Raw genomic sequence first — 25,198 nt, forward strand, 5'->3', positions numbered from 1 at the left:
AGTACGGCAATGGAGGCTTTTACCGACGGGGAAATCGCAGTCAATACACCTCGACGAGCGACCGCAGAGGGCAATTCGCTTTTTTTCACTCGAACGTGTGTTTGGCGCAACCTTTCGAAAGCTACTACCGTTGTCCTGCAGGGAGACCATCGAGAGGGGCCGACGTGACCACCACCGCAGACAGCGCCAGCATCACTGCCCAGGGCCGGCTCGAGCCGGTGCATGCGATGAGCGAAGCCACGCAGCATCCTGAGGGACGGAAGCGCTCCTTGCCGGGCCGACCTCCCGGCATCCGGGCGGACAGCTCGGGACTCACCGACCGCCAGCGTCGGGTGATCGAAGTCATCAGGGACTCGGTGCAGCGCCGCGGGTACCCGCCGTCGATGCGCGAGATCGGCCAGGCGGTCGGCCTCTCCAGCACGTCCTCCGTGGCACACCAGCTGATGGCGCTGGAGCGCAAGGGATTCCTGCGTCGCGACCCGCACCGTCCCCGCGCGTACGAGGTGCGCGGCTCCGACCAGGCCACCTCCGTGCAGCCCACGGACACCGCGGGCAAACCGGCCGCGTCGTACGTGCCGCTGGTCGGCCGTATCGCCGCCGGTGGCCCCATCCTCGCCGAGGAGTCGGTGGAGGACGTCTTCCCCCTCCCCCGTCAGCTCGTCGGTGACGGTGAGCTGTTCGTCCTGAAGGTCGTCGGCGACTCCATGATCGAGGCCGCGATCTGTGACGGCGACTGGGTCACGGTCCGGCGCCAGCCCGTCGCCGAGAACGGCGACATCGTCGCCGCGATGCTTGACGGCGAAGCCACGGTCAAGCGCTTCAAGCGCGAGGACGGCCATGTCTGGCTCCTCCCGCACAACGCGGCCTACGAGCCGATCCCCGGCGACGACGCGACCATTCTGGGCAAGGTGGTGGCCGTTCTGCGCCGCGTCTGAGTTCACCGCGGGGACCGGCCGGTCCGGCCCCGCCCCTGGTCCGGGCCCCGGAACCCCTGCGCCGGTTCCGGGGCCCTGCACTGTCCGGATCTGCCGGTCCTGTGCGCTGTCAGGTCCTGCCATGTCGGTTCACGGCCCGGCACGACCCCCTCATGGCACACGCCGGGCCCGCGCGTCTTCCGTCCACGCCGGTACGTGCCCCCGGCGGTCCCGGCCTGGTTGCTCTCGGCCCGCTTGTCCCTCAGTCCGCTTGTCCCTCAGTCCGCTTGGCTCTCGGCCTGCCCGGCCGCCGCGTCGATCGCGGCCAGGGACCTCCTCACCTGGTTCCGGTCCGTGGTGAACCAGAAGTCGGGCAGCGAGGCCTTCAGGTAGCTGCCGTAGCGCGCCGTCGCCAGTCGCTGGTCCAGGACGGCGACCACCCCGCGGTCCCCCGTGGCCCGGACGAGACGACCGGCGCCCTGCGCCATGAGCAGCGCGGCGTGCGTGGCGGCGACCGCCATGAAGCCGTTCCCGCCCGCCTCCTCCACGGCCTTCTGGCGGGCGCTCGTCAACGGGTCGTCCGGGCGCGGGAACGGGATCTTGTCCATGACGACCAGTTGGCAGCTGGGGCCGGGGACGTCGACGCCCTGCCAGAGCGACAGCGTGCCGAACAGGCAGGTCTTCGAGTCGGCGGCGAAGTTCTTGATCAGCTCGCCGAGGGTCTCCTCGCCCTGGAGGAGGATCGGGAACTCCGGAATGCGGGAACGCAGTTCCTCGGCGGCGAGCTGGGCGGCCCGCATCGAGGAGAACAGGCCCAGGGTGCGACCGCCCGCGGCCCGGATCAGTTCGGTGAGCTCGTCGAGCATGTCCGCGCGGTCACCGTCGCGGGCCGGGCGCGCCAGGTGCTGGGCCACGTAGAGGATGCCCTGCCGGGGATAGTCGAACGGAGAGCCGACGTCGACGCCCTTCCACCGCGGAAGGTCGTCCCCCTCGGTGCCCTCGGGGCCCAGGCCCAGAGAGGCGCCCACGCCGTTGAAGTCGCCGCCGAGCTTCAGCGTCGCGGACGTCAGGACCACCGAGCGGTCGGAGAAGAGCTTCTCCCGCAGGAGGTCCGAGACCGACAGGGGAGCGACACGCAGCGAGGCGCCGCTGTGTCGATATGCGGCTCCGCCGCGGGGTTCGTGGCGCTCGTACCAGACGACATCCCATTCGGAGCCGTTGGTGATGCGCTCCGCCACGTCGTGCACGCTCTCCACCGAGGCGAGCGCCTGCTTACGGACCGCGTCCTCGTCCTGGACGGACTTGTCACGGGTGCCCCCGATCGCGGAGATGACGGTCCTGCAAGCGTCACGCAACGCCATCAGTGCGTACCCGAGGTCCTCCGGGATCTCCTCGAGACGGCCCGGAAGGGCCAGCTCCATCAGACGTTCGAAGCCTTCGGCCGCGGTCTGCAACTGGTCGGCCGCCTTCTCGTCGGCCAGTTTCGCGGCACGGCGCACCGCGCGGTTGACCTGACCGGGGGTGAGCTCCCCGGTGGCGACTCCGGTGGCCCGGGAGACCAGTTCGTGGGCCTCGTCGACGATCAGCACCTCGTGCTGCGGGAGCACCGGAGCGCCCTCGATCGCGTCGATCGCCAGGAGGGCGTGGTTGGTGACGACGACGTCGGCGAGCTTGGCGCGCTCGCGGGCCGTCTCGGCGAAGCACTCGGCGCCGTAGGCACACTTCGTGGCGCCCAGGCACTCCCGCGACGACACCGACACCTGGGACCAGGCACGGTCGGAGACGCCCGGGGTGAGGTCGTCCCGGTCCCCGTTCTCCGTCTCGTCCGCCCAGTCGCGCAGGCGCAGCAGGTCCTGTCCCAGCTTGCTGGTGGGGGCGGCCGCCTCGAACTGGTCGAAGAGCCCTTCCTCCTCGTCCTGCGGTACGCCTTCGTGGAGCCGGTGCAGACACACGTAGTTGGACCGGCCCTTGAGCATGGCGAACTCCGGGCGGCGGCGCAGCAGCGGGTGCAGCGCCTCCACCGTGCGCGGAAGGTCGCGCTCGACGAGCTGGCGCTGCAGGGCCAGCGTGGCCGTCGCCACGACGACCCTTTCCCCCTGCGCGAGCGCGGGCACGAGATAGCCGAGCGACTTTCCGGTGCCGGTGCCGGCCTGGACCAGCAGGTGAGAGGCGTCGTCGATCGCCTCGGCGACGGCTTCGGCCATGGTTACCTGGCCGGGGCGCTCCGTGCCGCCGACGGCGGTGACGGCAGCGTGCAGGAGTTCAGGGAGTGAGGGCTTCGTCATAGCGCGACCACCCTACGGCCCGGCACCGACAATCGTGCGCCGACCGCGAGGACAGTGGGCCGTGGGCGCACAGGTGAGCGCGGCACAGGGTGCGGACGAACGCATTTCCGATCGGATGTGTGTCATCGGGCACCAGGCGCCGGCCGGGAGTCGGGAAGACGTCGCATCGGCCGTTCTCCGGCGAATGTCCAGGCCAGGAAGCTCGTAGCGAAACCGTTGCCGTTCCGGCGGTTGTCCACCACAGCGACCGCATAGTGTGTGGTGCCGTTCCCGGTGGTCGTGCGACGGGTCCGAACTCCGTTCGGGTCCGCGATGCGAGCACGGCCGAAGCACCAAGTTCGTCCACATCAGGGGGAGTCAGATCATGCGATCCATACGGCCGTCGTCCGCCAGTCGCCGAGGTGGGAGGGCGCGCCGCAGAACCTCCCCCGTGCTGACCGCCCTCGCGCTCGCCTCGGTGCTCGCGCTCACCGCGACCGCCTGTGATTCGGGTGGCGAAGCGGCGGACGGCGAGGCCTCCGCGACCGCCGCGGCCGGGGACGGCAAGCTCCGGATCCCCGACGACATCGCGGACCGGCTCAGGGAGCACGGGATCGATATCGACAAGTGGAAGAACGGCGACTGGAAGAACTGGGACAAGGACGACTGGCTGCGGGAGGCCAACGACTACATCAACCCGGTCATCGAGGACCTGTGGGACCCCGACCGTATGCGGGACGCCGAGCAGCCGGACCCGGAGGTCGACGAGAGCGACATCTCCGGTGACCAGGGCGTGACCGACCCGACGCCGGAGCCGGTGCAGGCGCAGGCCGTACCGCCGTCCTACCACGCCAACGCCCCCACGGCGGGCAAGGTGTTCTTCGACGCACCCGAGGGCACGATGGTGTGCTCGGCGACCGTGGTGCAGGACCCCGCCAATCCGGGCAGGTCCAACATGGTGTGGACGGCCGGGCACTGCGTGCATGCCGGCAAGAAGGGCGGCTGGTACCGCAACATCGCCTTTGTGCCGTCGTACAACGACGCGGGCAGACCGACCGGCGAGCTCGAAGGCGCCGCCGAGGAGGAGGTCGCTCCGTACGGCGTCTGGTGGGGTGACTGGGCGCAGACCTCCGACCAGTGGATCGAGCAGGGCGGTGCGACCGGCGGTGACGGCGCCTCGTACGACTTCGCCGTCATTCATGTGACGCCGGAGAAGGGCGGCGACGGCAAGTCGTTGGAGGAGACGGTCGGTTCGGCACTGCCGGTGGACTTCCGGGCCCCCGCCGTTCCCGACGTGAAGAGCGTGACCGCGACCGGTTACCCGGCCGGCGCGCCGTACGACGGCCAGACGCTGTTCAGCTGCGAGGACCAGCCGGGCCGGCTCTCGCTCAGTGCCTCCGACCCGACGATGTACCGCATCGGATGCAGCATGACCGCCGGCTCGTCCGGCGGCGGCTGGGTCGCGGAGGGCTCCGACGGCCAACCGGCGCTGGTGTCCAACACCTCCATCGGCCCGGTGACTTCGGGCTGGCTGGCCGGCCCGCGGCTGGGCGACGAGGCCAAGGGCGTGTACGACGCGGTCAGCGACAAGTTCGCCGGCCAGTGACCCGGGGCCGCTCCGGCGGGCAGCGGCAGGACGTTCATCCACAGCACCCGGGGGACATCGCACCATGCGTTCCACAGGTACGTCCGCTCCGCGTCGGCGTGGCCGTCGCAAAGCCCTCGCCGCCACCGGCCTCGTCGTCGCCCTGGCGCTCACCGCGACCGCGTGCGGCGGTTCCGCCGACGACAGGGCCGACGCGAAGAAGTCCGGTTCCGGCGCCTCGCAGACCGCGGGCAGCGAGGCCGACAGGGCCAGGGTCCCGGCCGACATCGCGGACCGGCTCAAGGAGCACGGGATCGATGTCGACGAGTGGAAGGACGGCGGCTGGCGGGACTGGGACAAGGACAAGCGGCTCAGTGACGCCAAGGCCTACGTCAACCCGGTGATCGAGGGTCTGTGGAAGCCGGAGCGGATGCGTTCCGCCGAGGAGGCCGGCAAGACCCTCTCGACCAGGGACGCGGGCGCAGCCTCCGGCGTCAGCGATCCGGAGCCGGCCCCGGTGGAGGCACAGGCCGAGCAGACGCCGTATCGCGGGAACGCGGCCCCGGTCGGCAAGGTCTTCTTCGACTCCCCCGAAGGCCCGAGCGTCTGCTCCGGCACGGTCGTCGAGGACGTGAACCACCCGGGCAGGTCCAACCTCGTCTGGACGGCCGGACACTGCGTGCACGCCGGTGGCGACGGCGGCTGGTACCGCAACATCGTCTTCGTCCCCGCGTACAACGACCTCGGCAAACCCGCGGCGGAGCTGGACAACGCGAATTCCTCGGAGATCGCCCCGTACGGCAGCTGGTGGGCGGACTGGGCCTCGACCTCCACCGGCTGGATCGAGGGCGGAGCGCGGACCGGCGGCGCCGGGGCGCCGTACGACTACGCGGTCCTGCACGTGAAGCCGGAGCAGGGCACCACGTCCCTGGAGGAGACGGTCGGTACCGCCCTGGACGTGGACTTCTCGGCCCCGCCCGCGGCCGGGGCGGGTCGGACGGGTGCCTGGGGCTACCCGGCGGCGGCGCCCCACGAGGGTCTGCAGATGTTCAAGTGCCTGGATACCCCGGGCAGGTTCTCCCTCGCCTCGGACCTGCCCACCATGCACCGTATCGGCTGCACCATGACCGGTGGTTCGTCCGGCGGCGGCTGGTTCCGGGTGGTGAACGGCGAGACCGTGCTGGTGTCGAACACGTCGATCGGCCCGACCGACAACACCTGGCTGGCGGGCCCGCAGCTGGGCCGGGACGCCGAGGCACTGCACCAGAGCATGAGCAGGGCCCATGGCGGCCAGTGATCATGACGGTACGTGATCAGGGCAGCCGGTGATCCGCACACACCGACGGCCCGCCCCCTGTCAGCAGCAGGGGGCGGGCCGTCGGCGTTGCCGTGGGCCGCGGACTCAGCCGGCGGCCGGCGTGGGCAGGTACGGCGTGAGCTCCGCCGCCAGTTCCTCGTGCACCCGCACCTTGAGCAGGGTGCCCTCCGCAGTGTGCTCCTCGGAGATCACCTCACCCTCGTTGTGTGCGCGGGCCACCAGCTTGCCCTGGGGGTACGGCACGAGTGCCTCGATCTCCACGGCCGGCCGGGGCAGCTCGTCGTCGAGGAGGGCGAGCAACTCGTCCACGCCCTGGCCGGTGCGGGCCGAGACCGCGATGGAGCGCTTCTCCTCCCGCAGCAGCCGCTGGAGCGTCAGCGGGTCGGCCGCGTCGGCCTTGTTGACCACGACGATCTCGGGTACGCCGGTGGCGCCGACGTCCCTGATCACCTCGCGCACGGCGGCCAGCTGCTCCTCCGGGACGGGATGCGAACCGTCCACCACGTGCAGGATCAGGTCGGCGTCGCCGACCTCCTCCATCGTGGAGCGGAACGCCTCGACCAGGTGGTGCGGCAGGTGCCGGACGAAGCCGACCGTGTCGGTCAGCGTGTAGAGCCGTCCGCCCGGCGTCTGGGCCCGGCGCACGGTCGGGTCGAGAGTCGCGAACAGGGCGTTCTCGACCAGCACGCCCGCGCCCGTCAGGCGGTTGAGCAGCGAGGACTTGCCGGCGTTGGTGTAGCCCGCGATGGCGACCGAGGGCACCTTGTTGCGTCGGCGCTCCTGGCGCTTGATGTCGCGGCCGGTCTTCATCTCCGCGATCTCCCGGCGCATCTTCGCCATCTTCTCGCGAATCCGGCGCCGGTCGGTCTCGATCTTGGTCTCACCGGGACCACGGGTGGCGAGGCCGCCGCCCTTGCCGCCACCCATCTGCCGGGACAGCGACTGACCCCAGCCACGCAGCCTCGGCAGCATGTACTGCATCTGCGCGAGCGCGACCTGCGCCTTGCCCTCCCGGGACTTGGCGTGCTGGGCGAAGATGTCCAGGATCAGGGCCGTACGGTCGATGACCTTGACCTTGACGACGTCCTCGAGGTGGATCAGCTGGCCGGGGCTCAGCTCTCCGTCGCAGATGACCGTGTCAGCACCCGTGTCGAGCACGATGTCACGCAGTTCCTCGGCCTTGCCGGAGCCGATGAAGGTCGCCGCGTCGGGCTTGTCGCGGCGCTGGGTCACGCCGTCGAGCACGAGGGCGCCCGCCGTCTCCGCCAGGGCGGCGAGCTCCGCGAGGGAGTTCTCCGCGTCTCGCACGGTTCCCGACGTCCACACGCCGACGAGTACGACGCGCTCCAGGCGGAGCTGTCGGTACTCGACCTCGGTGACGTCCTCGAGTTCGGTGGAGAGGCCGGCGACGCGGCGCAGGGCCGCGCGCTCGGAGCGGTCGAGCTGGTCGCCGTCCCGCTCTCCGTCGATCTCGAGGCTCCAGGCGACGTCCGCTTCCATCAGGGCATCGGCCCGGAGGCCCTCGGGGTAGGTCTGCGCGAGGCGCTTGGTGTCCTGGGAAGGGGAAGAAGAGGAGGTCATTGGGTCCTTACGTCGATACGTCGATGGGAATTCGCAGAGGTGACGGGCGCACCCGTCACCCTCCACAACGCACGGGTCTGCCGGGAGATTCCCGTGCCCCGTGCCGTGGCGTCCTGATGATGGTGGCACGGCACGGCACGTCTCGTCACCGTGTTTGTTCCCGGATCACGCCGGTTCGATGCCCGGTCGGGGCAGAGCGTTCCGTGGGCTTGCGGGCCGTGGACTTCCAGTCCGGGTGGCCGGGCATCGGTGGGGTCCTCGCGTCGTGGAGCCAGGCGTTCAGAAATCCGGTCAGGTCCCGTCCCGCGGTGTCGGAGGCGAGCTTGACGAAGTCGGCGGTGGAGGCCGTGCCGTCCCGGTACCGGGTCACCCAGCGCCGTTCCAGGCGGTCGAACGAGGCGCGGCCGATCTCCTCGCGCAGGGCGTACAGCACGAGCGCGGCACCGTCGTAGACGATCGGCCGGAAGATGCCGATCTTCCGGCCGGGCTGGGGGGCGTTGGGCGCGGCGGGCGGTCCGCCCTCCGCGCGCCAGCGGTCGGAGGCCTCGTAGGCTGCCTTCATCCGGGTCTCGAGGGACCGGCCGCCCCTCTCCTGGGCGTACAGCGCCTCGTACCAGGTGGCGTGGCCCTCGTTGAGCCACAGGTCGGACCAGGTGCGGGGGCTGACGCTGTTGCCGAACCACTGGTGGGCCAGCTCGTGCACCATGATCGATTCGACGTACCACGCGGGGTAGGACGGATCGGTGAAGGGGGCCCGCTCGAAGAGGGACAGCGTCTGGGTCTCGAGTTCGAAGCCGGTGGAGACGTCGGCCATGAGCAGACCGTACGTCTCGAAGGGGTAGCGGCCGGCCCTGGCCTCCATCCAGGCGATCTGGTCGGGGGTCTTCGACAGCCACGGTTCGAGCTGTTCGCGGTGGGCCGTGGGGACGACGTCGCGCAACGGCAGCCCGTGCGGACCGGTGCGGCGCAGGACCGTGGAACGGCCGATGGACACCTGGGCGAGTTCGGTGGCCATGGGGTGCCGGGTGCGGTACGTCCAGGTCGTCGTCGCCGCCCGGGTGCGGTCGACGTGGATCGGCAGACCGTTGGCGACAGCCGTGTGACCGTCGGGTGCGGTGATGCGGAAAGTGAAGAAGGCCTTGTCGGACGGGTGGTCGTTGCACGGGAAGACCAGGTGCGCGGCGTCGGTCTGGTTCGCCATGGCGAGACCGTCCGCGGTGCGCACCCAGCCGCCGTCACGGCCCTCGGCGGCCACCGGATCGCTGGTGTGACGCACGGCGATACGGGTCCGGTCGCCGGCGTCCAGCCCGCCGACGGGTGTGATCACGAGGTCCTCACCGGCGGTGGTGAAGGTGGCGGGGACTCCGTCGACCTCGACCGAGTGGACCCTGCCGCGGGCGAAGTCGAGGTTGATCCGTTCCAGGTCCGCAGTCGTCCGGGCGTGGATCGTGGTGGTGGCCTGGAGCGGTGTGTCGTTGGTGCCGGGGTAGCTGAGGGCGAGGTGGTACGACGTCACGTCGTACCCGGGGTTGCCCAGGTACGGGAAGAGACGGTCGCCGATGCCCAGCGGCGTGGCGGGAGCACTCGCGGCGAGGAGGCAGACGGAGACGGCCGACGCGAGCAGTGCCGCGGACGCCCGCCGGCGACGGCCGCGGGGGACCGGCCTGCGGGCGGCCGGGACGGGGACGGCCTGCGCCTCGACGGAAACGGCCCGACGGGCGGAGGCCGGACCGTGCGGGGTGGGATGTTCAGAAGCCGGTTCCGGGGCAGCGGGTCCGTGAGGGGTGAGCAGCATGGGCCCACGGCTATCAGGGCGCGCGTGCGTGATTCCGGCGGCGCGCTCCCGGTCCACCCGATCGGGTGGACCGATGGCCGAGCAGGCGCGCCGACAGGGTGTCCGGCCGCGCAGGGCACCTGACCGCGGCGCCCTGCGCGGCCCGCGGTCAGGTGCCCTGGGTCTGCGGTTTGGCCCGGCTCACGTCGTACACGCCCGCCACCTTGCGCATCGCGCGCATGAGGGTGGGCAGGTGGGCGGCGTCCGGCAGCTGCACGGTGTAGGTGTGCCGCACCTGCTGGTGGGTCGGTGGATCGACGGTCGCGGAGACGATCTCGGCGCCTTCCAACGCCATGGCCTCGGTGAGGTCGGCGAGCAGATGGGGGCGGACGAACGATTCGGCGACCAGGGTGACCCGGCACTCGGCGCCCTCCCCCCAGCGCACGCCGACCTCCGCGCGCCCCGCGCCTTTCATGTGTGCCACGGCGGCGCACTCGACGCGGTGCACCGTGACCGCTCCCCCGCGCACGGCGAAGCCGGTCACCTCGTCGGGCGGTACGGGCGTACAGCAGCCGGCGAGCCGTACCGTCGCGCCGGGCCGGTCGGCCAGGACCCGGGCACCGCCGGAGGAACCGGGCACCGCCTCGGGAGCGTGTCCCGCCGCGGGCTCGCCCGTGGCAGGGCGGGGACCCTGCTGTATCACCGCGGGACCGGCCGGATCGGCGGGGCGGGCGGGGTGGGCGGTCAGCCATCGCTGAATGGCGATCCGGGCGGCCGGGGTGTGGGCGTGCTCCAGCCACTCCCTGGAGGGCTCGGACGCGGGGTCCTGGCCCATCAGGAGCTGGACGGTGTCCCCGTCCCTCAGCACGGTGCTCAGCGTCGCCAGACGGCCGTTGACCCGGGCGCCGATGCACGCGTGCGCGTCCTCACCGTACTGCGCGTACGCGGCGTCCACACAGGTCGCGCCCTCGGGCAGGCCGATCGTGCCGCCGTCGGGACGGAACACGGTGATCTCGCGGTCCTGGGCGAGGTCCTCGCGCAGCGTGGACCAGAACGTGTCGGGGTCGGGCGCACCGCGCTGCCACTCGAGGAGCCGGGAGAGCCAGCCGGGCCGGGTCGGGTCGACGCGTTCGCCGTCGCTCGTCGACTGTTCCTCCGCCGGGGCGGCGTAGGGGTTGCCGAGAGCGACGACACCGGCCTCGGCGACCTTGTGCATCTGGTGCGTGCGGATGAGGACTTCGACGACCTGGCCGTCGTCGCGTGCGACGGCGGTGTGCAGCGACTGGTACAGGTTGAACTTGGGTACGGCGATGAAGTCCTTGAACTCCGAGACGACGGGCGTCATGCAGGTGTGCAGCTCGCCCAGGACGCCGTAGCAGTCGGCGTCCTCGTTCACCAGCACCAGCACGCGTCCGAAGTCGGCGCCGCGGAGCCGGCCGCGTTTGCGGGAGACACGGTGCACGGAGACGAAGTGACGGGGACGGATGAGGACCTCGGCGGCGAGGTCCGCCTCGCGCAGCACCTTGCGCACCTCGTCGGCGACCTCGGCGAGCGGGTCGTTCGCGCGGGAGGCGTTGCGGAGGATCAGCTCACGCGTGTGTTTGTTCTCCTCGGGACGCAGGATCGCGAAGACCAGGTCCTCGAGTTCCGTCTTGAGCGCCTGGACACCGAGCCGTTCGGCGAGCGGGATGAGGACGTCCCGGGTCACCTTGGCGATGCGTTCCTGCTTCTCGGGGCGCATCACCCCGAGGGTGCGCATGTTGTGCAGCCGGTCGGCGAGTTTGATCGACATCACGCGGACGTCGTTTCCGGTGGCGACGAGCATCTTGCGGAAGGTCTCGGGCTCGGCCGCGGCACCGTAGTCGACCTTCTCCAGCTTGGTGACGCCGTCGACGAGGTAGCACACCTCCTCACCGAACTGCTCGCGTACCTGCTCGAGGGTCACGTCCGTGTCCTCTACGGTGTCGTGGAGCAGGGAGGCGGTCAAGGTCGTGGTCTCGGCGCCGAGTTCGGCGAGGATGAGGGTCACGGCGAGCGGGTGGGTGATGTACGGCTCGCCGCTCTTGCGCATCTGTCCCCGGTGTGAGGACTCGGCCAGGAGATAGGCGCGGCGCAGGGGGTCGAGATCGGCGTCGGGATGGTGGGCGCGATGGGCGTCGACGACATGGCCGATGGCGTCGGGAAGCCGGCCGCGGGAGGTGGGGCCGAGGAGCGCGGCGCGGCCCAGCCGACGCAGGTCGAGCCGGGAGCGGGCCTTCCTGCGTGTCCCTGCGGGCGTGACGTGACCTGGGGTCACGGACCCTGACGTCACAGGACCTGGGGTCGCAGGTTTCGCGGCCTCCGCATTCAATGGGCACCTCCGGCTGCGTTGACCGGCGGACGTATGCCCAGGGCGGACTCGGGCTGAGGAGACGGTGTTCGTCCCCCGTCCGGGCCGGTGCTTGATGCTACCGAGCCCAGCATGCGCGACCGACCGCCTCTCGCGGAGCGTGAAACGGATCACCCCATCGAGCGAAGACCGTCACGGCGGCGATTTCACGCCACGGGGCCGACGGCATGCCATGCTCCCGAAGCCCAACCGTTCCCCGCACCCCACCGGTGCGGGCGGCCGGACCGCACGGCTCTTGGATACCAAGCCGGTGCAGGGTTCAGCGGGACAGGTTCTCCAGCCACTCGCTCTCGATCACTCCCTCGGCGACGATCACCGCCGGCCCGGTCATCTCGATCTCCCCGTCGGGCTGTTCCGTGATCACCAGGGTACCGCCGGGTACATCCACCGTGTACGTCACCGGGGTTCCGGTCCTCCGCGGGTCGACGCCGTCCCGGCGGGCCGTGGCCACGGCGACCGCGCAGGCGCCCGTGCCGCACGAGCGGGTCTCGCCGGCGCCCCGCTCGTGGACGCGCAGCGCCACGTGCCGCGGACCGCGGTCAACCACGAACTCGACGTTGACGCCGTCCGGATAGACCGGGGCAGGGCTGAACGGGGGCGCGGTGAACAGGTCACCGGCGTGGTCGAGGTCGTCCACGAAGGCCACGGCGTGCGGGTTGCCCATGTTCACGTTCCGCGCGGGCCAGCTGCGCCCGCCGACGCTCACGGTGACGCCGTCGTCGGGCAGCAGCGCCCGGCCCATGCCGACGGTGATGTCACCCGCGGCGGAGCCGCTGCCGGACACGGTCTTGGCGATGTGAACCGCCTTCACGCCCCCGCGCGTGGCGACCGCGATGTCACCCTCGGCCACATGTCCCGCGCGCTGGAGGTAACGTGCGAACACACGCACACCGTTGCCGCACATCTCGGCGACCGAGCCGTCGCCGTTGCGGTAGTCCATGAACCACTCGGCCTCGGCCGCAAGGTGCCGCGCCTCGGGGTGTGCCGCGGACCGCACCACGTGCAGCAGTCCGTCACCGCCGATGCCCGCGCGTCGGTCGCAGAGGGCCGCGACGGAGGCGGGAGGCAGGTCGACGGCGTTCTCGGGATCCGGGACGATCACGAAGTCGTTCTCGGTGCCATGTCCCTTGAGGAAGGCGATCCGCGTGCTCATCTCTCGATCGTACGTGGTGGCCGCGGCACCGCGTCCCGGCGACTTCTTCGCGCGGGGCCCGCGCGAAGGGAACCGGCGGAGGGCGCGGGCCTCAGCGGAGGCGGGCGACCCGCCAGACGGCCAGGGCCACCACCGCGGCGACCAGCACGGCATAGGCCGCCACGACCCGCCAGTCGGGTCTGCGGCCGGAGCTCCGGGCCGGCAGACCGGGCCAGGTGTACCCCACCCTGCGGGCGGCCATCATGCCCCAGCCGGCCGAGCAGAGGCAGATCAGCAGGCCCAGCATGGCGATCACGGCGCCACTGTCGCCGAAGTCGAAGGCGAGCGGGAAGGCGAACATCAGGGATCCGACCGCGGCCAGGCCGACGATGGGCGCGAGTTGCCAGATGCGCAGCCGACGCTGCGGACGCAGCTCGACCTCGACCTCGTCGCCGCCCGCGAACATCTCGTCCGGCTCGGGGCCGTCGTCGGTCACCTGGCCCTGTGTCTCGTCCGGCCCGTCAGGACTGAGACGGTCAGGTTCCTGCTCCGGTGCACCCCGCTCGGTGGCGAGGTGTTCTGTGCCGTGTGCGGTGTCGCGAGGGCCGGCCTCCATCGCCACGCGCCCTCCCAACTTGGACTCCACTGGTCGATCGAAGCTCGATGATGGCACGGCGCCGGAGGCCCGGATGACGGCCTGGGCGTCCCGATGCCATGACGTGATCAGGCTGTAACCGGTCGTTCGACCAGCGACAGCGCGAGCTGCGGAAGTTCCGTCAGATCCGCCGCGGCCCCACTCAACCAATGCACTCGCGGGTCGCGCCTGAACCACGAATCCTGGCGGCGCGCGAAGCGTTTGGTGGCACGGACGGTCTCGGCCCGCGCGTCCTTCAGGGTGCACTCTCCGGCCAGCGCGGCGAGCACTTGCTGGTAGCCGAGCGCGCGCGAGGCCGTACGCCCCTCGCGCAACCCCTGCGCCTCCAGTGCGCGTACTTCGTCCACGAGACCCGCGTCCCACATCCGGTCGACCCGGCCGGCGATCCTCTCGTCCAGCTCGGGGCGAGCCACGTCGACACCGATCTGGAGGGTGTCGTAAACCGATTCGTGGCCGGGGAGGTTGGCGGTGAAGGGCAGGCCGGTGATCTCGATCACTTCGAGCGCCCGGACGATACGGCGGCCGTTGCTCGGCAGAATGGCCCGCGCGGCCTCGGGGTCGGCGGCGGCCAGGCGGGCGTGCAGCGCGCCGGATCCGCGCAGGGTGAGCTCGCCCTCCAGGCGCGACCGCACGTCGGGGTCGGTGCCCGGGAACTCGAGGTGATCGACGGCTCCGCGGACGTAGAGGCCGGAGCCCCCGACCAGGACGGGCCAGCGCCCTGCGGCGAGCAGCGCGTCGATCCGCTCCCGGGCGAGGCGCTGGTACTCGGCGACGGACGCGGTGACGGTCACGTCCCAGATGTCCAGGAGGTGGTGAGGGACTCCCCCGCGCTCCTCGGGCGTCAGCTTGGCGGTGCCGATGTCCATTCCCCGGTAGAGCTGCATGGAGTCGGCGTTGACGACCTCACCGCCGAGCTCTCGGGCCAGGAATACGCCCAGATCGGACTTTCCTGCTGCGGTGGGGCCGACGACGGCGATGACCCGGGGGGCGGGGGGTGCGCTGCTCACCGGTCCAGTCTCGCAAACCTCCCAGCCGGCCCTCCGTCGAGCTGCGTGTCGCGCCGGACAGGGACCCGCGCGCATGGCCGGGTTTCGGCCACCGGAGCACCCCGCGACAGGGCGGAACCACATCCGCACGGGTACCGTGTGGGGTGGATATGGGCGTTTTCGCGTATGAGCCCGCATGAATCCCGCACGTATCCCGCACGTATCCCGCACGGCATGAGCGCACGTGAACCGCACCGCGAGGGAAGGTGGACCATGGGTCTCCTGGACAACATGAAGGCCAGGCTGGGGCCGGCCAAGGACAAGGTCTCGGACCTCGCACAGCAGCACGAGGGCAGGATCCAGCACGGGCTGGACAAGGCCGCGAAGACCGCCGACGAGCGGACCAAGGGCAAGTACAGCGACAGGATCCAGAAGGGCACCGGCAAGGCCAAGGACGCCATGGGCCGGCTCGCGCACAAGAACGACCCCGGTGCGGACGCGGGCGGCACCACTCCCCCGGCGGGGCCGCCGCCCGCTCACTGAGTGATGCACCGGCATACGGCCGGGAGCACCGACGGGCATCGGGCGTTCCCGGCCGACGGTCGTTTCGGACGGCCTTCTCAGGCCGCCCCCGTGCCGGGTCCGGCGGAGCCGGCTGTCAGGACCAGATGGCCACGATGTAGCCCACCCCGTACGGGGCGTCCTCGTACAGCAGCGTGCCCCGGAGAGCGCGTCCCCCGGCTTCGGCCGCGCCCGCCAGGACCTGCCAGGGAGCCCGGCCGGACGCCTTGAGTACGTGTGCCAGGCCGCCGTCCAGCGCCCGTAGGGCCACCGTGTCGGCCGCTCCCAGTGCCCGCGCGGCCTCCGCGTCGAAGGGTGCCGCCCGCTCGTCGAGGTAGCCGGGCGCCTTGAGCGTGCGGCAGGTGCTGCCGTCGCCCATGACCAGCAGCGCGACACGCTCCGCGCGGGTGGCGATGTCCCGTCCCTCCTCGAGGCACCTCCCGGCCGCGAGGGACTCCCCCACTCCGAGTCCTTCGACGGGTGCGTCCGCCCACCCTGCCCGCTCCAGCAGCCAGGCGCCCACCGCGAGCGCAGCGGGCAGCTCGCGGCCGGCCGCCGTGTCGCGGTCCGCTCCGAGCCGTACGTCGGAACCGGCCCCGAAGCCGCGGAAGGACCCCGTGCTGCCCTCCGGGTAACGCTCGGCGTCCACGTCGTCCGGCGCCGGACCGACGACCACCAGGAGGTCGGGCCGGGCCGCGGCGAGCACACCGACCGCGTCCGCGCACGCGGCCCGCGCGGCGTCCAGCTCGGGGGCGGCGCCTGTGGCGACCTCGGGCACGAGCAACGGCGGACAGGGACAGACTGCGGCGGCGACCATCATGATCGGCAGCGTAGCCCTCGCGGGTCGGCCCACCGCCGCAGCCCGCCCTGCCTGCTCAGCCGCGGCGCGATGCCTGTACGCCTGTACGCCCGCACGTTCGTATGCCCGGACGGCGTCCCGGGCGCTTCCCGTGACGCCGTCCGGCCGGGCCGGTGTCAGTCGCAGCCGCAGCCGCTCGCCACGGCCGGGAGCGGCTCGGGGACGCCGGTCTTCGGCAGCCCGAGCATCACGCCCGTGGGCTGCGCCGCCTTCTCCGCGTTGCGCTTCTCCCAGGCGTCGCCCGCGCGCGTGCGGCGTACATCCGGGGTCGGGCCCTCGGCGAGGAGGTGGTGGGGCGCCGCGTACGTGATCTCGACGGTGACGACGTCGCCGGGACGGACGTCCTGCTCCGGCTTGGTGAAGTGCACCAGGCGGCTGTCCGGGGCACGGCCGGAGAGACGGTGGGTGGCGCCGTCCTTGCGGCCCTCGCCCTCGGCGACCATCAGCTCCAGGACACGGCCGACCTGCTTCTTGTTCTCCTCCCAGGAGATCTCCTCCTGGAGGGCGACGAGCCGCTCGTAGCGCTCCTGGACGACCTTCTTGGGGATCTGGCCGTCCATCCCGGCGGCCGGGGTGCCCGGACGCTTGGAGTACTGGAAGGTGAAGGCCTGGGCGAAGCGGGCCTCGCGCACGACGTGCAGGGTCTGCTCGAAGTCCTCCTCGGTCTCGCCGGGGAAGCCCACGATGATGTCGGTGCTGATCGCCGCGTGCGGGATGGCGGCGCGGACCTTCTCGATGATGCCGAGGTAGCGCTCCTGCCGGTACGAGCGGCGCATCGCCTTGAGGACCGTGTCCGAGCCGGACTGGAGCGGCATGTGGAGCTGCGGCATCACGTTGGGTGTCTCGGCCATGGCGGCGATGACGTCGTCGGTGAAGTCGCGCGGGTGCGGGGAGGTGAAGCGGACGCGCTCCAGGCCCTCGGTCTTCCCGCAGGCCCGCAGCAGCTTGCCGAACGCCTCCCGGTCACCGATGTCGGAGCCGTACGCGTTGACGTTCTGGCCGAGCAGGGTGATCTCCGAGACGCCCTCGGCGACCAGGGCCTCGATCTCGGCGAGGACGTCGCCGGGGCGCCGGTCCTTCTCCTTGCCGCGCAGCGCGGGGACGATGCAGAAGGTGCAGGTGTTGTTGCAGCCGACGGAGATGGACACCCAGGCCGCGTAGGCGCTCTCGCGGCGGGTCGGCAGCGTGGAGGGGAAGGCCTCCAGGGACTCGGCGATCTCGACCTGCGCCTCCTCCTGGACGCGGGCGCGCTCCAGGAGGACCGGCAGCTTGCCGATGTTGTGCGTGCCGAAGACGACGTCCACCCAGGGGGCACGCTTCACGATGGTGTCGCGGTCCTTCTGCGCGAGGCAGCCGCCGACCGCGATCTGCATGCCGGGACGCCGTGCCTTCCTGGGTGCGAGGTGACCGAGGTTGCCGTAGAGCTTGTTGTCGGCGTTCTCGCGCACGGCGCAGGTGTTGAGGACGACGACGTCGGCGTCGCCGTCGGCGTCCTCGGGGGCGCGGACATAGCCCGCGTCCTCCAGCAGCCCGGACAATCGCTCGGAGTCGTGGACGTTCATCTGACACCCGTAGGTGCGTACTTCATAGGTGCGCGTGCCGCCCGCTGACTGGCTCCGGTCGATGCTGCTCATGCCCTACAGGGTAGGCGGTCGGCACGACACCCCCGGGGCTCCGCCCTCGACCGGCCTCCGCCCGGGCTCCCGCTCAGTCGGCCGCCCGGGACTCCGCGCCCGGCCTCCACCCCTGCCGGCGCAGCACCCGGGACACGTCCGGTGCCTCGTAGTGGTCCCCCTTGAGGACCTTGCCGTCAAAACGGCGGGCGATCTCGCCGCCGGGGCCGCGCTTGCTCATGTTGGCGCGGTGGATCTCGGAGATCACCGCGTCGAGGTCGATGCCGTGGACGAGCGCCGTGCCGTAGGCGACGTAGACGACGTCGGCGAGTTCGTGCGCGAGCCGGTCGAGGGGTCCGTGCACCGCCGCCTCCGCGACCTCGGCGGCCTCCTCGGCGAGCAGTTCACCGCGGTGGGTGGCGAGTTCCGGCGGGACCTCGGTCGGTGTCTCCCGCGCGTCCAGCCCGAAGGCGCGGTGGAACTCACGGACGAGGTCGGCGGGTGAAGCACTCATGCCGTGACTCTAGAGCCTGTCGCGCCCACCTCCGGTACTCTCCCGGCCTGGTCAGAAGAGCGTACGGACTGGCAGGATCGCCCATATGTCCATCGCGCCGTCCCGTGTCGGCAGGCGCCGGGTCCTGCGGGGCGCGGTCGCCGGCTTCGTGGCGCTCGGGCTGCTGCTGTGGTGGCTGGCGCCCTGGAGCGGGGATCCGCCGCGCGGATCGGTCACGCTGAGTACGGGAACACACGCGGGGGTTTACCAGAAGTACGGGGAGCTTCTGCACGCGTCGCTCGGTGCGCACATGCCCGACCTCGAGGTGCGGCTCCGGACGAGCGACGGTTCGCAGGAGAACGTGCGACGGGTGGCGACCGGGCAGGCGGACTTCGCGATCGCCGCAGCCGACGCGGTGGAGACGTACAAGCTGGACGGCCGGCGGGGAGCCGGTGAACTGCGCGGGGTCGCCCGTCTCTACGACGACTACGTGCAGCTCGTGGTCCCGCCCGGCTCGGACCTCCGCTCCGTCGCCGACCTGCGGGGCAAGAGGGTCGCCATAGGGCCGCCCAAGTCGGGTGTGCGGCTCATCGCCAACCGGGTGCTCAGAGCGGCCGGCATTGACCCGGAGAAGGACATCAGCCCCTCCGCGGACGGCATCGACTCCGGCCCCGGGCGGCTCGGGAAGGGCCTCGACGCGTTCTTCTGGTCGGGCGGGCTGCCCACCGACGGCCTGCGCACGCTGTCCGAGGACGCCGGCCTGCGGTTCGTGCCGATCACGGCCGATCTGGTCGCCGAGCTGCACGAGCAGGGTGGCGCCACGCGCTACTACCGTGCCACCAACATGCCGGAGTCCGCGTACCCCGGCAGCCAGCACGGCTCGACCATCCCGACGATGGCCGTGTCCAATCTGCTGATCACGCGGGCGGACATGGACCCACGGCTCACCGAGTGGCTGACCCGGATCGTGCTCAAGAGCCGGGACAACATCGGGGCGCACGTGCACTCCGCCCAGCTCGTCGACGTACGCACCGCGATCTACACCGATCCGCTCCGGCTGCACGACGGCGCGCGCCGGTACTACCGGTCCGTCAAGCCCTGAACCGTCGCTTCACCCGTGGGGGCGCTCCTGGGCACCGTCACCGTCACTCGCAGCCCGTGCGGCTCGTGCCGGTCGTACGCGATCGAGCCGCCGCCCGCCGTGAGCAGGGCTCGGGAGATGGACAGTCCGAGGCCGGAGCCCTTGATGTTCTGGTGCCGCGAGCTGCGCCAGAAGCGGTCGCCGACGCGGGCCAGCTCCTCGTCGGTCAGACCGGGGCCCTGGTCGGTGACGACGACGGTGGAGGTGTCCCCGTTGGAGGCGACGGCCACCTCGACGGTCCGGTCCTCGGGCGTGAACTTCACCGCGTTGTCGATGACCGCGTCCAGGGAGCTGGACAGGGCGACCGGGTCAACCCACGCCGTGGTCGGCGGGCAGTCCCCGGCCAGCAGGACGCCCTTGGCCTCGGCGGTGGGCGACCACGCCGCCACGCGTTCGGCGGCCAGGGCGCCGATGTCGGTGATCTCGAGCTGAGCCTCGAGGTGTTCGGCCAGCGCCAGGTCGAGCAGGTCGTCGAGAACCCGTGCCAGACGCCTGCCCTCGGCCTGGACCGAGGCGATCTCCTCGTTGCCCTCGGGCAGCTCCAGGGCGAGGAGTTCGATCCGCAGCAGCAGCGCCGAGAGCGGGTTGCGCAGCTGGTGCGAGGCGTCGGCCACAAAGGCGCGCTGCTGCTCCAGCACGCTCTCGACGTTGTCCGCCATCTCGTTGAACGACCGGGCGAGCCTCCTCAGTTCCGGCGGTCCGCCGGCCGCCGCGACCCTGGACTTCAGCCGCCCGGTGGCGATGTCGTGGGTGGTGGCGTCCAGGACCCGTACGGGCTTGAGCACCCAGCCGGCCAGCCGCAGGGCCGCGCCGACGGCCAGCAGCATCGCGGCCGCCTCGCCCGCCGCGATGACCAGCCAGCCCCGCAGGATGCGGGACCTCATCTGCCCGGTGGGCGAGCCGGTGACGACGACGGCGACGACGTCACCGTCCCGGATGACCGGCGAGGCCACCACGAGGCTGCGCCGCTCCCAGGGCCACACCTGCTCGGGATCGTGGCTGCGGCGGCTGAGCAGCGCCTCCTGGAAGGCGTCGCGTACCTCACCCGTGCTGGGCAGGTACCAGTCGTCCGGCGCGTGCGCCATCGGGACGTCGTTGCGTCGGAAGACGCCGGCCCGGATGCCGTACACCTCGTAGTAGCTGTGGAGTTCGCTGCTGAGGGCCTCCCGGCGCTCGTTGACGTCCCCGGTCCTGGGGTCGGCGGGTTCGGTGACGAACTGGGCGAGGGCGGCGAAGCGTGCCGTGTCGTCGATCCGGTCGACGATGACCTGCTGCTGCTGTGCGCCGGCCAGGCTGACCGCGAGCGGGACGCCGAGGGCGAGCAGGACGGCCGCCATCAGGATGATGAGCAGCGGCAGCAGACGTGTGTGCACCCGGTCAGGCCTGCCCTAGGCCACGGGCTCGACGAGCCGGTAGCCGACTCCGCGCACGGTCTCGATGAGGGCCGGCATACGCAGTTTGGAGCGCAGGGAGGCGACGTGCACCTCCAGGGTGCGCCCAGTCCCCTCCCAGCTGGTCTGCCACACCTCGCTGATGATCTGCTCGCGACGGAAGACGACTCCGGGGCGCTGGGCGAGCAGGGCCAGCAGATCGAACTCCTTGCGGGTCAGCGGGACGACCGCACCGTTCACGCTGACCTGCCGGGTCGGCAGCTCGACGCGCACGGAGCCGATCCGCAGCTCTCCCTCTCCACTGCCGGGGGCGTCCTCCTGGACGGTGCGCCGGCTGACGGCGTGGATCCGGGCGAGCAGCTCGCCGGTGTCGTAGGGCTTGACCACGTAGTCGTCGGCGCCGAGGTTGAGGCCGTGGATGCGGGAGCGCACGTCGGCACGGGCGGTGACCATGATCACCGGGGTGCCGGTGCGTTTGCGGATCTTGCCGCACACCTCGTAGCCGTCCTGGTCGGGCAGGCCCAGGTCGAGGAGGACGACACCGAAACCGTCGGGGTCGGGGACGAGCGCCTGGAGAGCCTCCTCGCCGTTGCACGCATGGGTGACGTCGAAGCCGTGCCGCGCCAGGACGGCCGACAGGGCGGCGGCGACGTGGTTGTCGTCCTCGACGAGAAGCAGTCTCATCCGGTCCCCCTTCGGTTCATCGGCCGTACGATTCGGGTGTGGAGAAAAACGGGTGCACGCGTGGGCGCACCCTGCAGTGACGCCGATGAACGAGGACGGCGTCAAGAGGGTTCCGGTTGCTCTTCGGTACCGTTACCCGGCCGGAATGAGCCCTGCTCACAAGTGCTATGACACGTGTCCGATTGCTATCGGATCGTGATGCTCAGATTCCCCTCAGATGTGATGACGCAGGTCTGAAGGATTACTAATGTCCTCCCAAACCGAGGAGGACGGAGCCTGAGAGCGATGACCGAAGTATCGGTGGCCAAGGAAGATGTGGCCGCGACCGGCGATCTGGTCGTCCTGAAGAGCGTCAACAAGCACTTTGGCGCGTTGCACGTACTCCAGGACATCGACCTGACGATCGCCCGCGGCGAAGTCGTCGTCGTCATCGGGCCCTCCGGGTCCGGTAAGTCCACCCTGTGCCGCGCCATCAACCGGCTGGAGACGATCGACGACGGGTCGATCACGATCGACGGCAAGCCCCTGCCGCACGAGGGCAAGGAGCTCGCCCGGCTGCGGGCCGACGTGGGGATGGTCTTCCAGTCCTTCAACCTCTTCGCACACAAGACCGTGCTCGAGAACGTGACGCTGGGCCAGGTCAAGGTCCGCAAGAAGGACAAGAAGGCCGCCGGGGAACGGGCCCGTGCCCTGCTCGACCGGGTCGGCGTGAGCTCGCAGGCCGACAAGTACCCCGCGCAGCTCTCCGGCGGCCAGCAGCAGCGCGTCGCCATCGCGCGGGCCCTGGCGATGGAGCCCAAGGTCATGCTCTTCGACGAGCCGACGTCGGCGCTCGACCCGGAGATGATCAACGAGGTCCTGGAGGTCATGCAACAGCTCGCCCGCGACGGCATGACCATGATCGTCGTGACCCACGAGATGGGATTCGCCCGCTCGGCCGCCAACCGAGTGGTGTTCATGGCGGACGGCCGCATCGTCGAACAGGCGACGCCGGACCAGTTCTTCGGCAACCCGCGCAGCGACCGTGCCAAGGACTTCCTGTCGAAGATCCTGCACCACTGACGTCCTGCGCCCGGCGCTCGGACGACGTGCGTCACCGGATGGCCGGGGCCGCATCGCCCCACCCCTGAAACGGGCCGCATCACCTCACCAGTCAAAAGGATGTGCACCATGAAGCTCCGCAAGGTCACCGCCGCCTCGGCCGCCGTATTCGCCCTCGCCCTGACCGCCACCGCGTGCGGCGGCGAGGACAGCGACGACAGTGGTTCGTCCTCCGCCTCCGGGGGCGGCGAGAAGATCAAGGTCGGCATCAAGTACGACCAGCCCGGTCTCGGCCTGAAGACGCCGGACGGCTCCTTCACCGGCTTCGACGTGGACGTGGCGACCTATGTCGCCAAGGAGCTCGGCTACGAGGCCGACCAGATCGAGTGGGTCGAGACCAAGAGCGCCGACCGCGAGAACGCCCTCGCGCGCGGGGACGTGAAGTTCATCGCGGCGACCTACTCCATCACCGAGGAGCGCGAGGAGAAGGTCGACTTCGCCGGCCCGTACCTGCTGGCCCACCAGGACCTGCTGGTGAAGGCGGACTCGGACATCACCGACGCCACGGACCTGAACGACAAGAAGCTGTGTTCCGTGACCGGCTCGACCTCGGCGCAGAACGTCAAGAGGGACTTCGCCCCGAAGGCGCAGCTGAAGGAGAACGGCACCTACTCGGAGTGCATCGCCGGTCTGCAGAGCGGTGCCGTCGACGCACTGACCACCGACGACTCGATCCTCGCCGGTTTCGCCGCGCAGGACCAGTACAAGGGCCAGTTCAAGCTCGCCGGTCTGAAGCTGAGCAACGAGAACTACGGCATCGGTGTCAAGAAGGGCGACACCGAGACCGTGAACAAGATCAACGACGCGCTGGAGAAGATGGTCGGCGACAAGGCCTGGGACGAGGCGGTCGAGGCGAACTTCGGTCCGGCCGAGTACGAGAACGAGCCGGCCCCGAAGATCGGCGACATCGTTCAGTAGGCCCCCCGGGCCGTCCAGTAGTAACGCGGGGTTTCTGAGGCACGCCGCCGTCCGTCGCGATCAGGACGGCGGCGTGCCGCGTCCGCCACGTACGCCACACACCCGGAAGCGCGGGAGATCGTGTTCGACTTCATTTCTGACTATGACGATCCAACCTTGTTGGGCGCCTTCTGGATGACGGTGAAGCTCACCGTGTTCTCGGGCGTCGGTGCCCTGGTCTGGGGCACCCTGCTCGCGGCGATGCGGGTCAGCCCCGTCCCGCTGATGCGGGGGTTCGGCACCGCCTACGTGAACATCGTCCGGAACACCCCCCTGACGGTCATCATCGTCTTCACCTCGCTCGGCCTCGCCGACATCTTCGGCATGACCATGGGCGCGCCCGACGACTTCGCGCTCCAGGGCTTCCGCCTCGCGGTGCTCGGCCTGGCCGCCTACACCGCGGCCTTCGTCTGCGAGGCACTGCGCTCCGGCATCAACACCGTGCCCGTCGGGCAGGCCGAGGCGGCCCGCGCCATCGGCCTGAACTTCTCGCAGGTCCTCGGCTTGATCGTGCTGCCGCAAGCGTTCCGCTCGGTCATCGGGCCGCTCGCGAACGTGCTGATCGCACTGACCAAGAACACGACGGTGGCGGCCGCGATCGGTGTGGCGGAGGCCGCTCTGCTGATGAAGGAAATGATCGAGAACGAGGCACAGACGCTGCTCATCGGCGCGGTCTTCGCCTTCGGATTCGTGGTACTGACCCTGCCCACCGGCCTGTTCCTCGGCTGGCTGAGCAAGCGACTGGCGGTGAAGCGGTGACCTCCGTTCTGTACGACGCCCCCGGCCCCCGGGCCAAGCGGCGCAATGTCATCTTCTCGGTCGTGTTCGTCGCCCTCCTGGGCCTCGCCCTGTGGTGGGTCTACCGGACGATGGACGACAAGGGCCAGCTGGAGTGGTCCCTGTGGAAGCCGTTCACCGAGTCCCAGGCGTGGACGACATACCTGCTGCCAGGCCTCGGCAACACCCTCAAGGCCGCCGCGCTCGCCATGATCATCGCCCTTCCTCTGGGCGCGGTCCTCGGCATCGCCCGCCTCTCCGACCACCGCTGGGTACGGGTTCCCGCCGGCGTCGTGGTCGAGTTCTTCCGGGCCATCCCGGTGCTGCTGCTGATGCTGTTCGCCAACGAGGTCTACGTCCGTTCCACGGACATCTCCAGCGACGACCGCCCGCTGTACGCGGTGGTCACCGGTCTGGTGCTCTACAACGCCTCGGTGCTCGCCGAGATCGTCCGGGCAGGCATCCTCTCCCTCCCCAGGGGTCAGTCCGAGGCGGGTTACGCCATCGGGCTGCGCAAGGGCCAGACGATGAAGAACATCCTGCTGCCGCAGGCTGTCACCGCGATGCTGCCGGCCATCGTCAGCCAGCTCGTCGTCATCGTGAAGGACACCGCGCTGGGTGGCGTGCTGCTCAACTTCACCGAGCTGCTGAACGCGCGCGGCACGCTCGCGGCCAACTACGCCAACGTCATCCCCAGCTTCATCGTCGTGGCGCTCATCTTCATCCTCCTGAACTTCCTCCTCACCTCCTTCGCCTCCTGGCTGGAGGCACGGCTGCGCCGCAGCAAGCGCGGCACGGGGGCGGTACTCGGCGCCGACGAGGTCGACGACCTGAACGCGGCCGAGGTCGGGGACACCCACAAGGCGGGCGGGGGCGGCCCCGCCTGACGCACGCCCCGCCGTGCGCCCGTCGTACGGCATGACTGTGGCCCGCCGTTGCCCGGCGGGCCACAGTCATGCCGGGGGCCGGTCCGCACCACCGGTGCGAACGAGCGGTACGGACCGGACCCATGTGATGAGCAGT

The 25,198-nt window shown here is 70.8% G+C and carries 21 protein-coding genes; 9 read left to right on the plus strand and 12 right to left on the minus strand.

Annotated elements, in window-relative coordinates:
* Positions 1-164: 164 nt before the first annotated feature.
* Positions 165-935 (plus strand): transcriptional repressor LexA, encoded by a 771-nt coding sequence (gene lexA, locus HUV60_RS07830; protein WP_257848098.1) that lies wholly within the window; start codon positions 165-167, stop codon positions 933-935.
* 257 nt (positions 936-1,192) lie between these two features.
* Here lexA and HUV60_RS07835 read toward each other — a convergent pair whose 3' ends face one another.
* Entirely contained in the window at positions 1,193-3,199 is a 2,007-nt protein-coding gene (locus HUV60_RS07835) for an ATP-dependent DNA helicase (protein ID WP_257848097.1), read from the minus strand.
* Between the two features lie 364 nt (positions 3,200-3,563).
* Between HUV60_RS07835 and HUV60_RS07840 the strand changes: the two genes are divergently transcribed.
* Both HUV60_RS07840 and HUV60_RS07845 read left to right on the plus strand, forming a co-directional pair.
* Complete coding sequence (locus HUV60_RS07840) at positions 3,564-4,784, plus strand: trypsin-like serine peptidase (RefSeq protein WP_257848096.1); 1,221 nt, start codon at positions 3,564-3,566, stop codon at positions 4,782-4,784.
* Positions 4,785-4,848: 64 nt separating this feature from the next.
* Entirely contained in the window at positions 4,849-6,060 is a 1,212-nt protein-coding gene (locus HUV60_RS07845; protein ID WP_257848095.1) for a trypsin-like serine peptidase, read from the plus strand.
* Positions 6,061-6,165: 105 nt separating this feature from the next.
* Here the strand turns inward: HUV60_RS07845 and hflX are convergent, their stop codons facing one another.
* The 6 genes from hflX to miaA form a co-directional block, all read right to left on the minus strand.
* The gene (gene hflX / locus HUV60_RS07850; RefSeq protein WP_257848094.1) at positions 6,166-7,662 is read right to left on the minus strand and encodes a GTPase HflX; all 1,497 of its coding nucleotides are present in this window, start codon (positions 7,660-7,662) and stop codon (positions 6,166-6,168) included.
* 145 nt (positions 7,663-7,807) lie between these two features.
* A complete protein-coding gene (locus HUV60_RS07855) occupies positions 7,808-9,457 on the minus strand; it encodes a M1 family metallopeptidase (RefSeq protein WP_257848093.1) in 1,650 nt (549 codons plus the stop codon).
* Between the two features lie 148 nt (positions 9,458-9,605).
* The gene (locus HUV60_RS07860; protein WP_257848092.1) at positions 9,606-11,786 is read right to left on the minus strand and encodes a RelA/SpoT family protein; all 2,181 of its coding nucleotides are present in this window, start codon (positions 11,784-11,786) and stop codon (positions 9,606-9,608) included.
* Between the two features lie 298 nt (positions 11,787-12,084).
* Entirely contained in the window at positions 12,085-12,978 is an 894-nt protein-coding gene (dapF, locus tag HUV60_RS07865) for a diaminopimelate epimerase (protein WP_257848091.1), read from the minus strand.
* Positions 12,979-13,069: 91 nt separating this feature from the next.
* Positions 13,070-13,573 (minus strand): hypothetical protein, encoded by a 504-nt coding sequence (locus HUV60_RS07870; protein WP_257850130.1) that lies wholly within the window; start codon positions 13,571-13,573, stop codon positions 13,070-13,072.
* Positions 13,574-13,680: 107 nt separating this feature from the next.
* Positions 13,681-14,619: a tRNA (adenosine(37)-N6)-dimethylallyltransferase MiaA gene (gene miaA / locus HUV60_RS07875; RefSeq protein WP_257848090.1), complete on the minus strand. Its 939-nt coding sequence runs from the start codon at positions 14,617-14,619 to the stop codon at positions 13,681-13,683.
* Between the two features lie 252 nt (positions 14,620-14,871).
* On the opposite strand from miaA, the gene HUV60_RS07880 reads away from it, so the two are divergent.
* Entirely contained in the window at positions 14,872-15,141 is a 270-nt protein-coding gene (locus HUV60_RS07880) for an antitoxin (RefSeq protein WP_257850129.1), read from the plus strand.
* Between the two features lie 115 nt (positions 15,142-15,256).
* Here HUV60_RS07880 and HUV60_RS07885 read toward each other — a convergent pair whose 3' ends face one another.
* The 3 genes from HUV60_RS07885 to HUV60_RS07895 form a co-directional block, all read right to left on the minus strand.
* Positions 15,257-15,979: a class III extradiol dioxygenase subunit B-like domain-containing protein gene (locus HUV60_RS07885; RefSeq protein ID WP_257848089.1), complete on the minus strand. Its 723-nt coding sequence runs from the start codon at positions 15,977-15,979 to the stop codon at positions 15,257-15,259.
* A 155-nt stretch (positions 15,980-16,134) separates the two neighbouring features.
* Positions 16,135-17,652, minus strand: a complete 1,518-nt coding sequence (gene miaB, locus HUV60_RS07890) for a tRNA (N6-isopentenyl adenosine(37)-C2)-methylthiotransferase MiaB (protein WP_257848088.1) — start codon at positions 17,650-17,652, stop codon at positions 16,135-16,137.
* 73 nt (positions 17,653-17,725) lie between these two features.
* Positions 17,726-18,145, minus strand: coding sequence for a MazG nucleotide pyrophosphohydrolase domain-containing protein (locus HUV60_RS07895; protein WP_257848087.1), 420 nt, complete (start codon positions 18,143-18,145; stop codon positions 17,726-17,728).
* A gap of 85 nt (positions 18,146-18,230) precedes the next feature.
* On the opposite strand from HUV60_RS07895, the gene HUV60_RS07900 reads away from it, so the two are divergent.
* Entirely contained in the window at positions 18,231-19,226 is a 996-nt protein-coding gene (locus HUV60_RS07900) for a TAXI family TRAP transporter solute-binding subunit (RefSeq protein WP_257848086.1), read from the plus strand.
* On the opposite strand, the gene HUV60_RS07905 is transcribed toward HUV60_RS07900, so the two are convergent.
* The gene (locus HUV60_RS07905) at positions 19,205-20,638 is read right to left on the minus strand and encodes a sensor histidine kinase (RefSeq protein ID WP_257848085.1); all 1,434 of its coding nucleotides are present in this window, start codon (positions 20,636-20,638) and stop codon (positions 19,205-19,207) included. The genes HUV60_RS07900 and HUV60_RS07905 overlap by 22 nt on opposite strands.
* Positions 20,639-20,653: 15 nt before the next feature.
* Complete coding sequence (locus HUV60_RS07910) at positions 20,654-21,340, minus strand: response regulator transcription factor (RefSeq protein ID WP_257848084.1); 687 nt, start codon at positions 21,338-21,340, stop codon at positions 20,654-20,656.
* Positions 21,341-21,625: 285 nt separating this feature from the next.
* Between HUV60_RS07910 and HUV60_RS07915 the strand changes: the two genes are divergently transcribed.
* The 4 genes from HUV60_RS07915 to HUV60_RS07930 all read left to right on the plus strand — a co-directional run bounded on the left by HUV60_RS07915 (position 21,626) and on the right by HUV60_RS07930 (position 25,062).
* Positions 21,626-22,402 carry an amino acid ABC transporter ATP-binding protein gene (locus tag HUV60_RS07915; protein WP_257848083.1) on the plus strand — a complete coding sequence of 259 codons (777 nt, stop codon included), beginning with the start codon at positions 21,626-21,628 and terminating at the stop codon, positions 22,400-22,402.
* A gap of 108 nt (positions 22,403-22,510) precedes the next feature.
* Positions 22,511-23,359 carry a glutamate ABC transporter substrate-binding protein gene (locus HUV60_RS07920; protein WP_257848082.1) on the plus strand — a complete coding sequence of 283 codons (849 nt, stop codon included), beginning with the start codon at positions 22,511-22,513 and terminating at the stop codon, positions 23,357-23,359.
* A 120-nt stretch (positions 23,360-23,479) separates the two neighbouring features.
* Complete coding sequence (locus HUV60_RS07925; RefSeq protein ID WP_257848081.1) at positions 23,480-24,157, plus strand: amino acid ABC transporter permease; 678 nt, start codon at positions 23,480-23,482, stop codon at positions 24,155-24,157.
* Positions 24,154-25,062 (plus strand): amino acid ABC transporter permease, encoded by a 909-nt coding sequence (locus tag HUV60_RS07930; protein WP_257848080.1) that lies wholly within the window; start codon positions 24,154-24,156, stop codon positions 25,060-25,062. Before HUV60_RS07925 ends, HUV60_RS07930 begins: the two co-directional genes overlap by 4 nt.
* Positions 25,063-25,198 lie beyond the last annotated feature (136 nt).

The organism is Streptomyces sp. KMM 9044, from assembly GCF_024701375.2.
In the GTDB taxonomy this organism is placed as follows: Bacteria; Actinomycetota; Actinomycetes; order Streptomycetales; family Streptomycetaceae; genus Streptomyces.

Coding starts and splice junctions, on each gene's coding strand:
- HUV60_RS07870 (WP_257850130.1), bottom strand. CDS start 13,573: ATGGAGGCCGGCCCTCGCGACACCGCACACGGCACAGAACACCTCGCC.
- HUV60_RS07910 (WP_257848084.1), bottom strand. CDS start 21,340: ATGAGACTGCTTCTCGTCGAGGACGACAACCACGTCGCCGCCGCCCTG.
- HUV60_RS07835 (WP_257848097.1), bottom strand. CDS start 3,199: ATGACGAAGCCCTCACTCCCTGAACTCCTGCACGCTGCCGTCACCGCC.
- hflX (WP_257848094.1), bottom strand. CDS start 7,662: ATGACCTCCTCTTCTTCCCCTTCCCAGGACACCAAGCGCCTCGCGCAG.
- HUV60_RS07885 (WP_257848089.1), bottom strand. CDS start 15,979: ATGATGGTCGCCGCCGCAGTCTGTCCCTGTCCGCCGTTGCTCGTGCCC.
- HUV60_RS07840 (WP_257848096.1), top strand. CDS start 3,564: ATGCGATCCATACGGCCGTCGTCCGCCAGTCGCCGAGGTGGGAGGGCG.
- HUV60_RS07915 (WP_257848083.1), top strand. CDS start 21,626: ATGACCGAAGTATCGGTGGCCAAGGAAGATGTGGCCGCGACCGGCGAT.
- HUV60_RS07920 (WP_257848082.1), top strand. CDS start 22,511: ATGAAGCTCCGCAAGGTCACCGCCGCCTCGGCCGCCGTATTCGCCCTC.
- HUV60_RS07855 (WP_257848093.1), bottom strand. CDS start 9,457: ATGCTGCTCACCCCTCACGGACCCGCTGCCCCGGAACCGGCTTCTGAA.
- HUV60_RS07900 (WP_257848086.1), top strand. CDS start 18,231: ATGTCCATCGCGCCGTCCCGTGTCGGCAGGCGCCGGGTCCTGCGGGGC.
- HUV60_RS07845 (WP_257848095.1), top strand. CDS start 4,849: ATGCGTTCCACAGGTACGTCCGCTCCGCGTCGGCGTGGCCGTCGCAAA.
- HUV60_RS07880 (WP_257850129.1), top strand. CDS start 14,872: ATGGGTCTCCTGGACAACATGAAGGCCAGGCTGGGGCCGGCCAAGGAC.
- dapF (WP_257848091.1), bottom strand. CDS start 12,978: ATGAGCACGCGGATCGCCTTCCTCAAGGGACATGGCACCGAGAACGAC.
- HUV60_RS07895 (WP_257848087.1), bottom strand. CDS start 18,145: ATGAGTGCTTCACCCGCCGACCTCGTCCGTGAGTTCCACCGCGCCTTC.
- miaB (WP_257848088.1), bottom strand. CDS start 17,652: ATGAGCAGCATCGACCGGAGCCAGTCAGCGGGCGGCACGCGCACCTAT.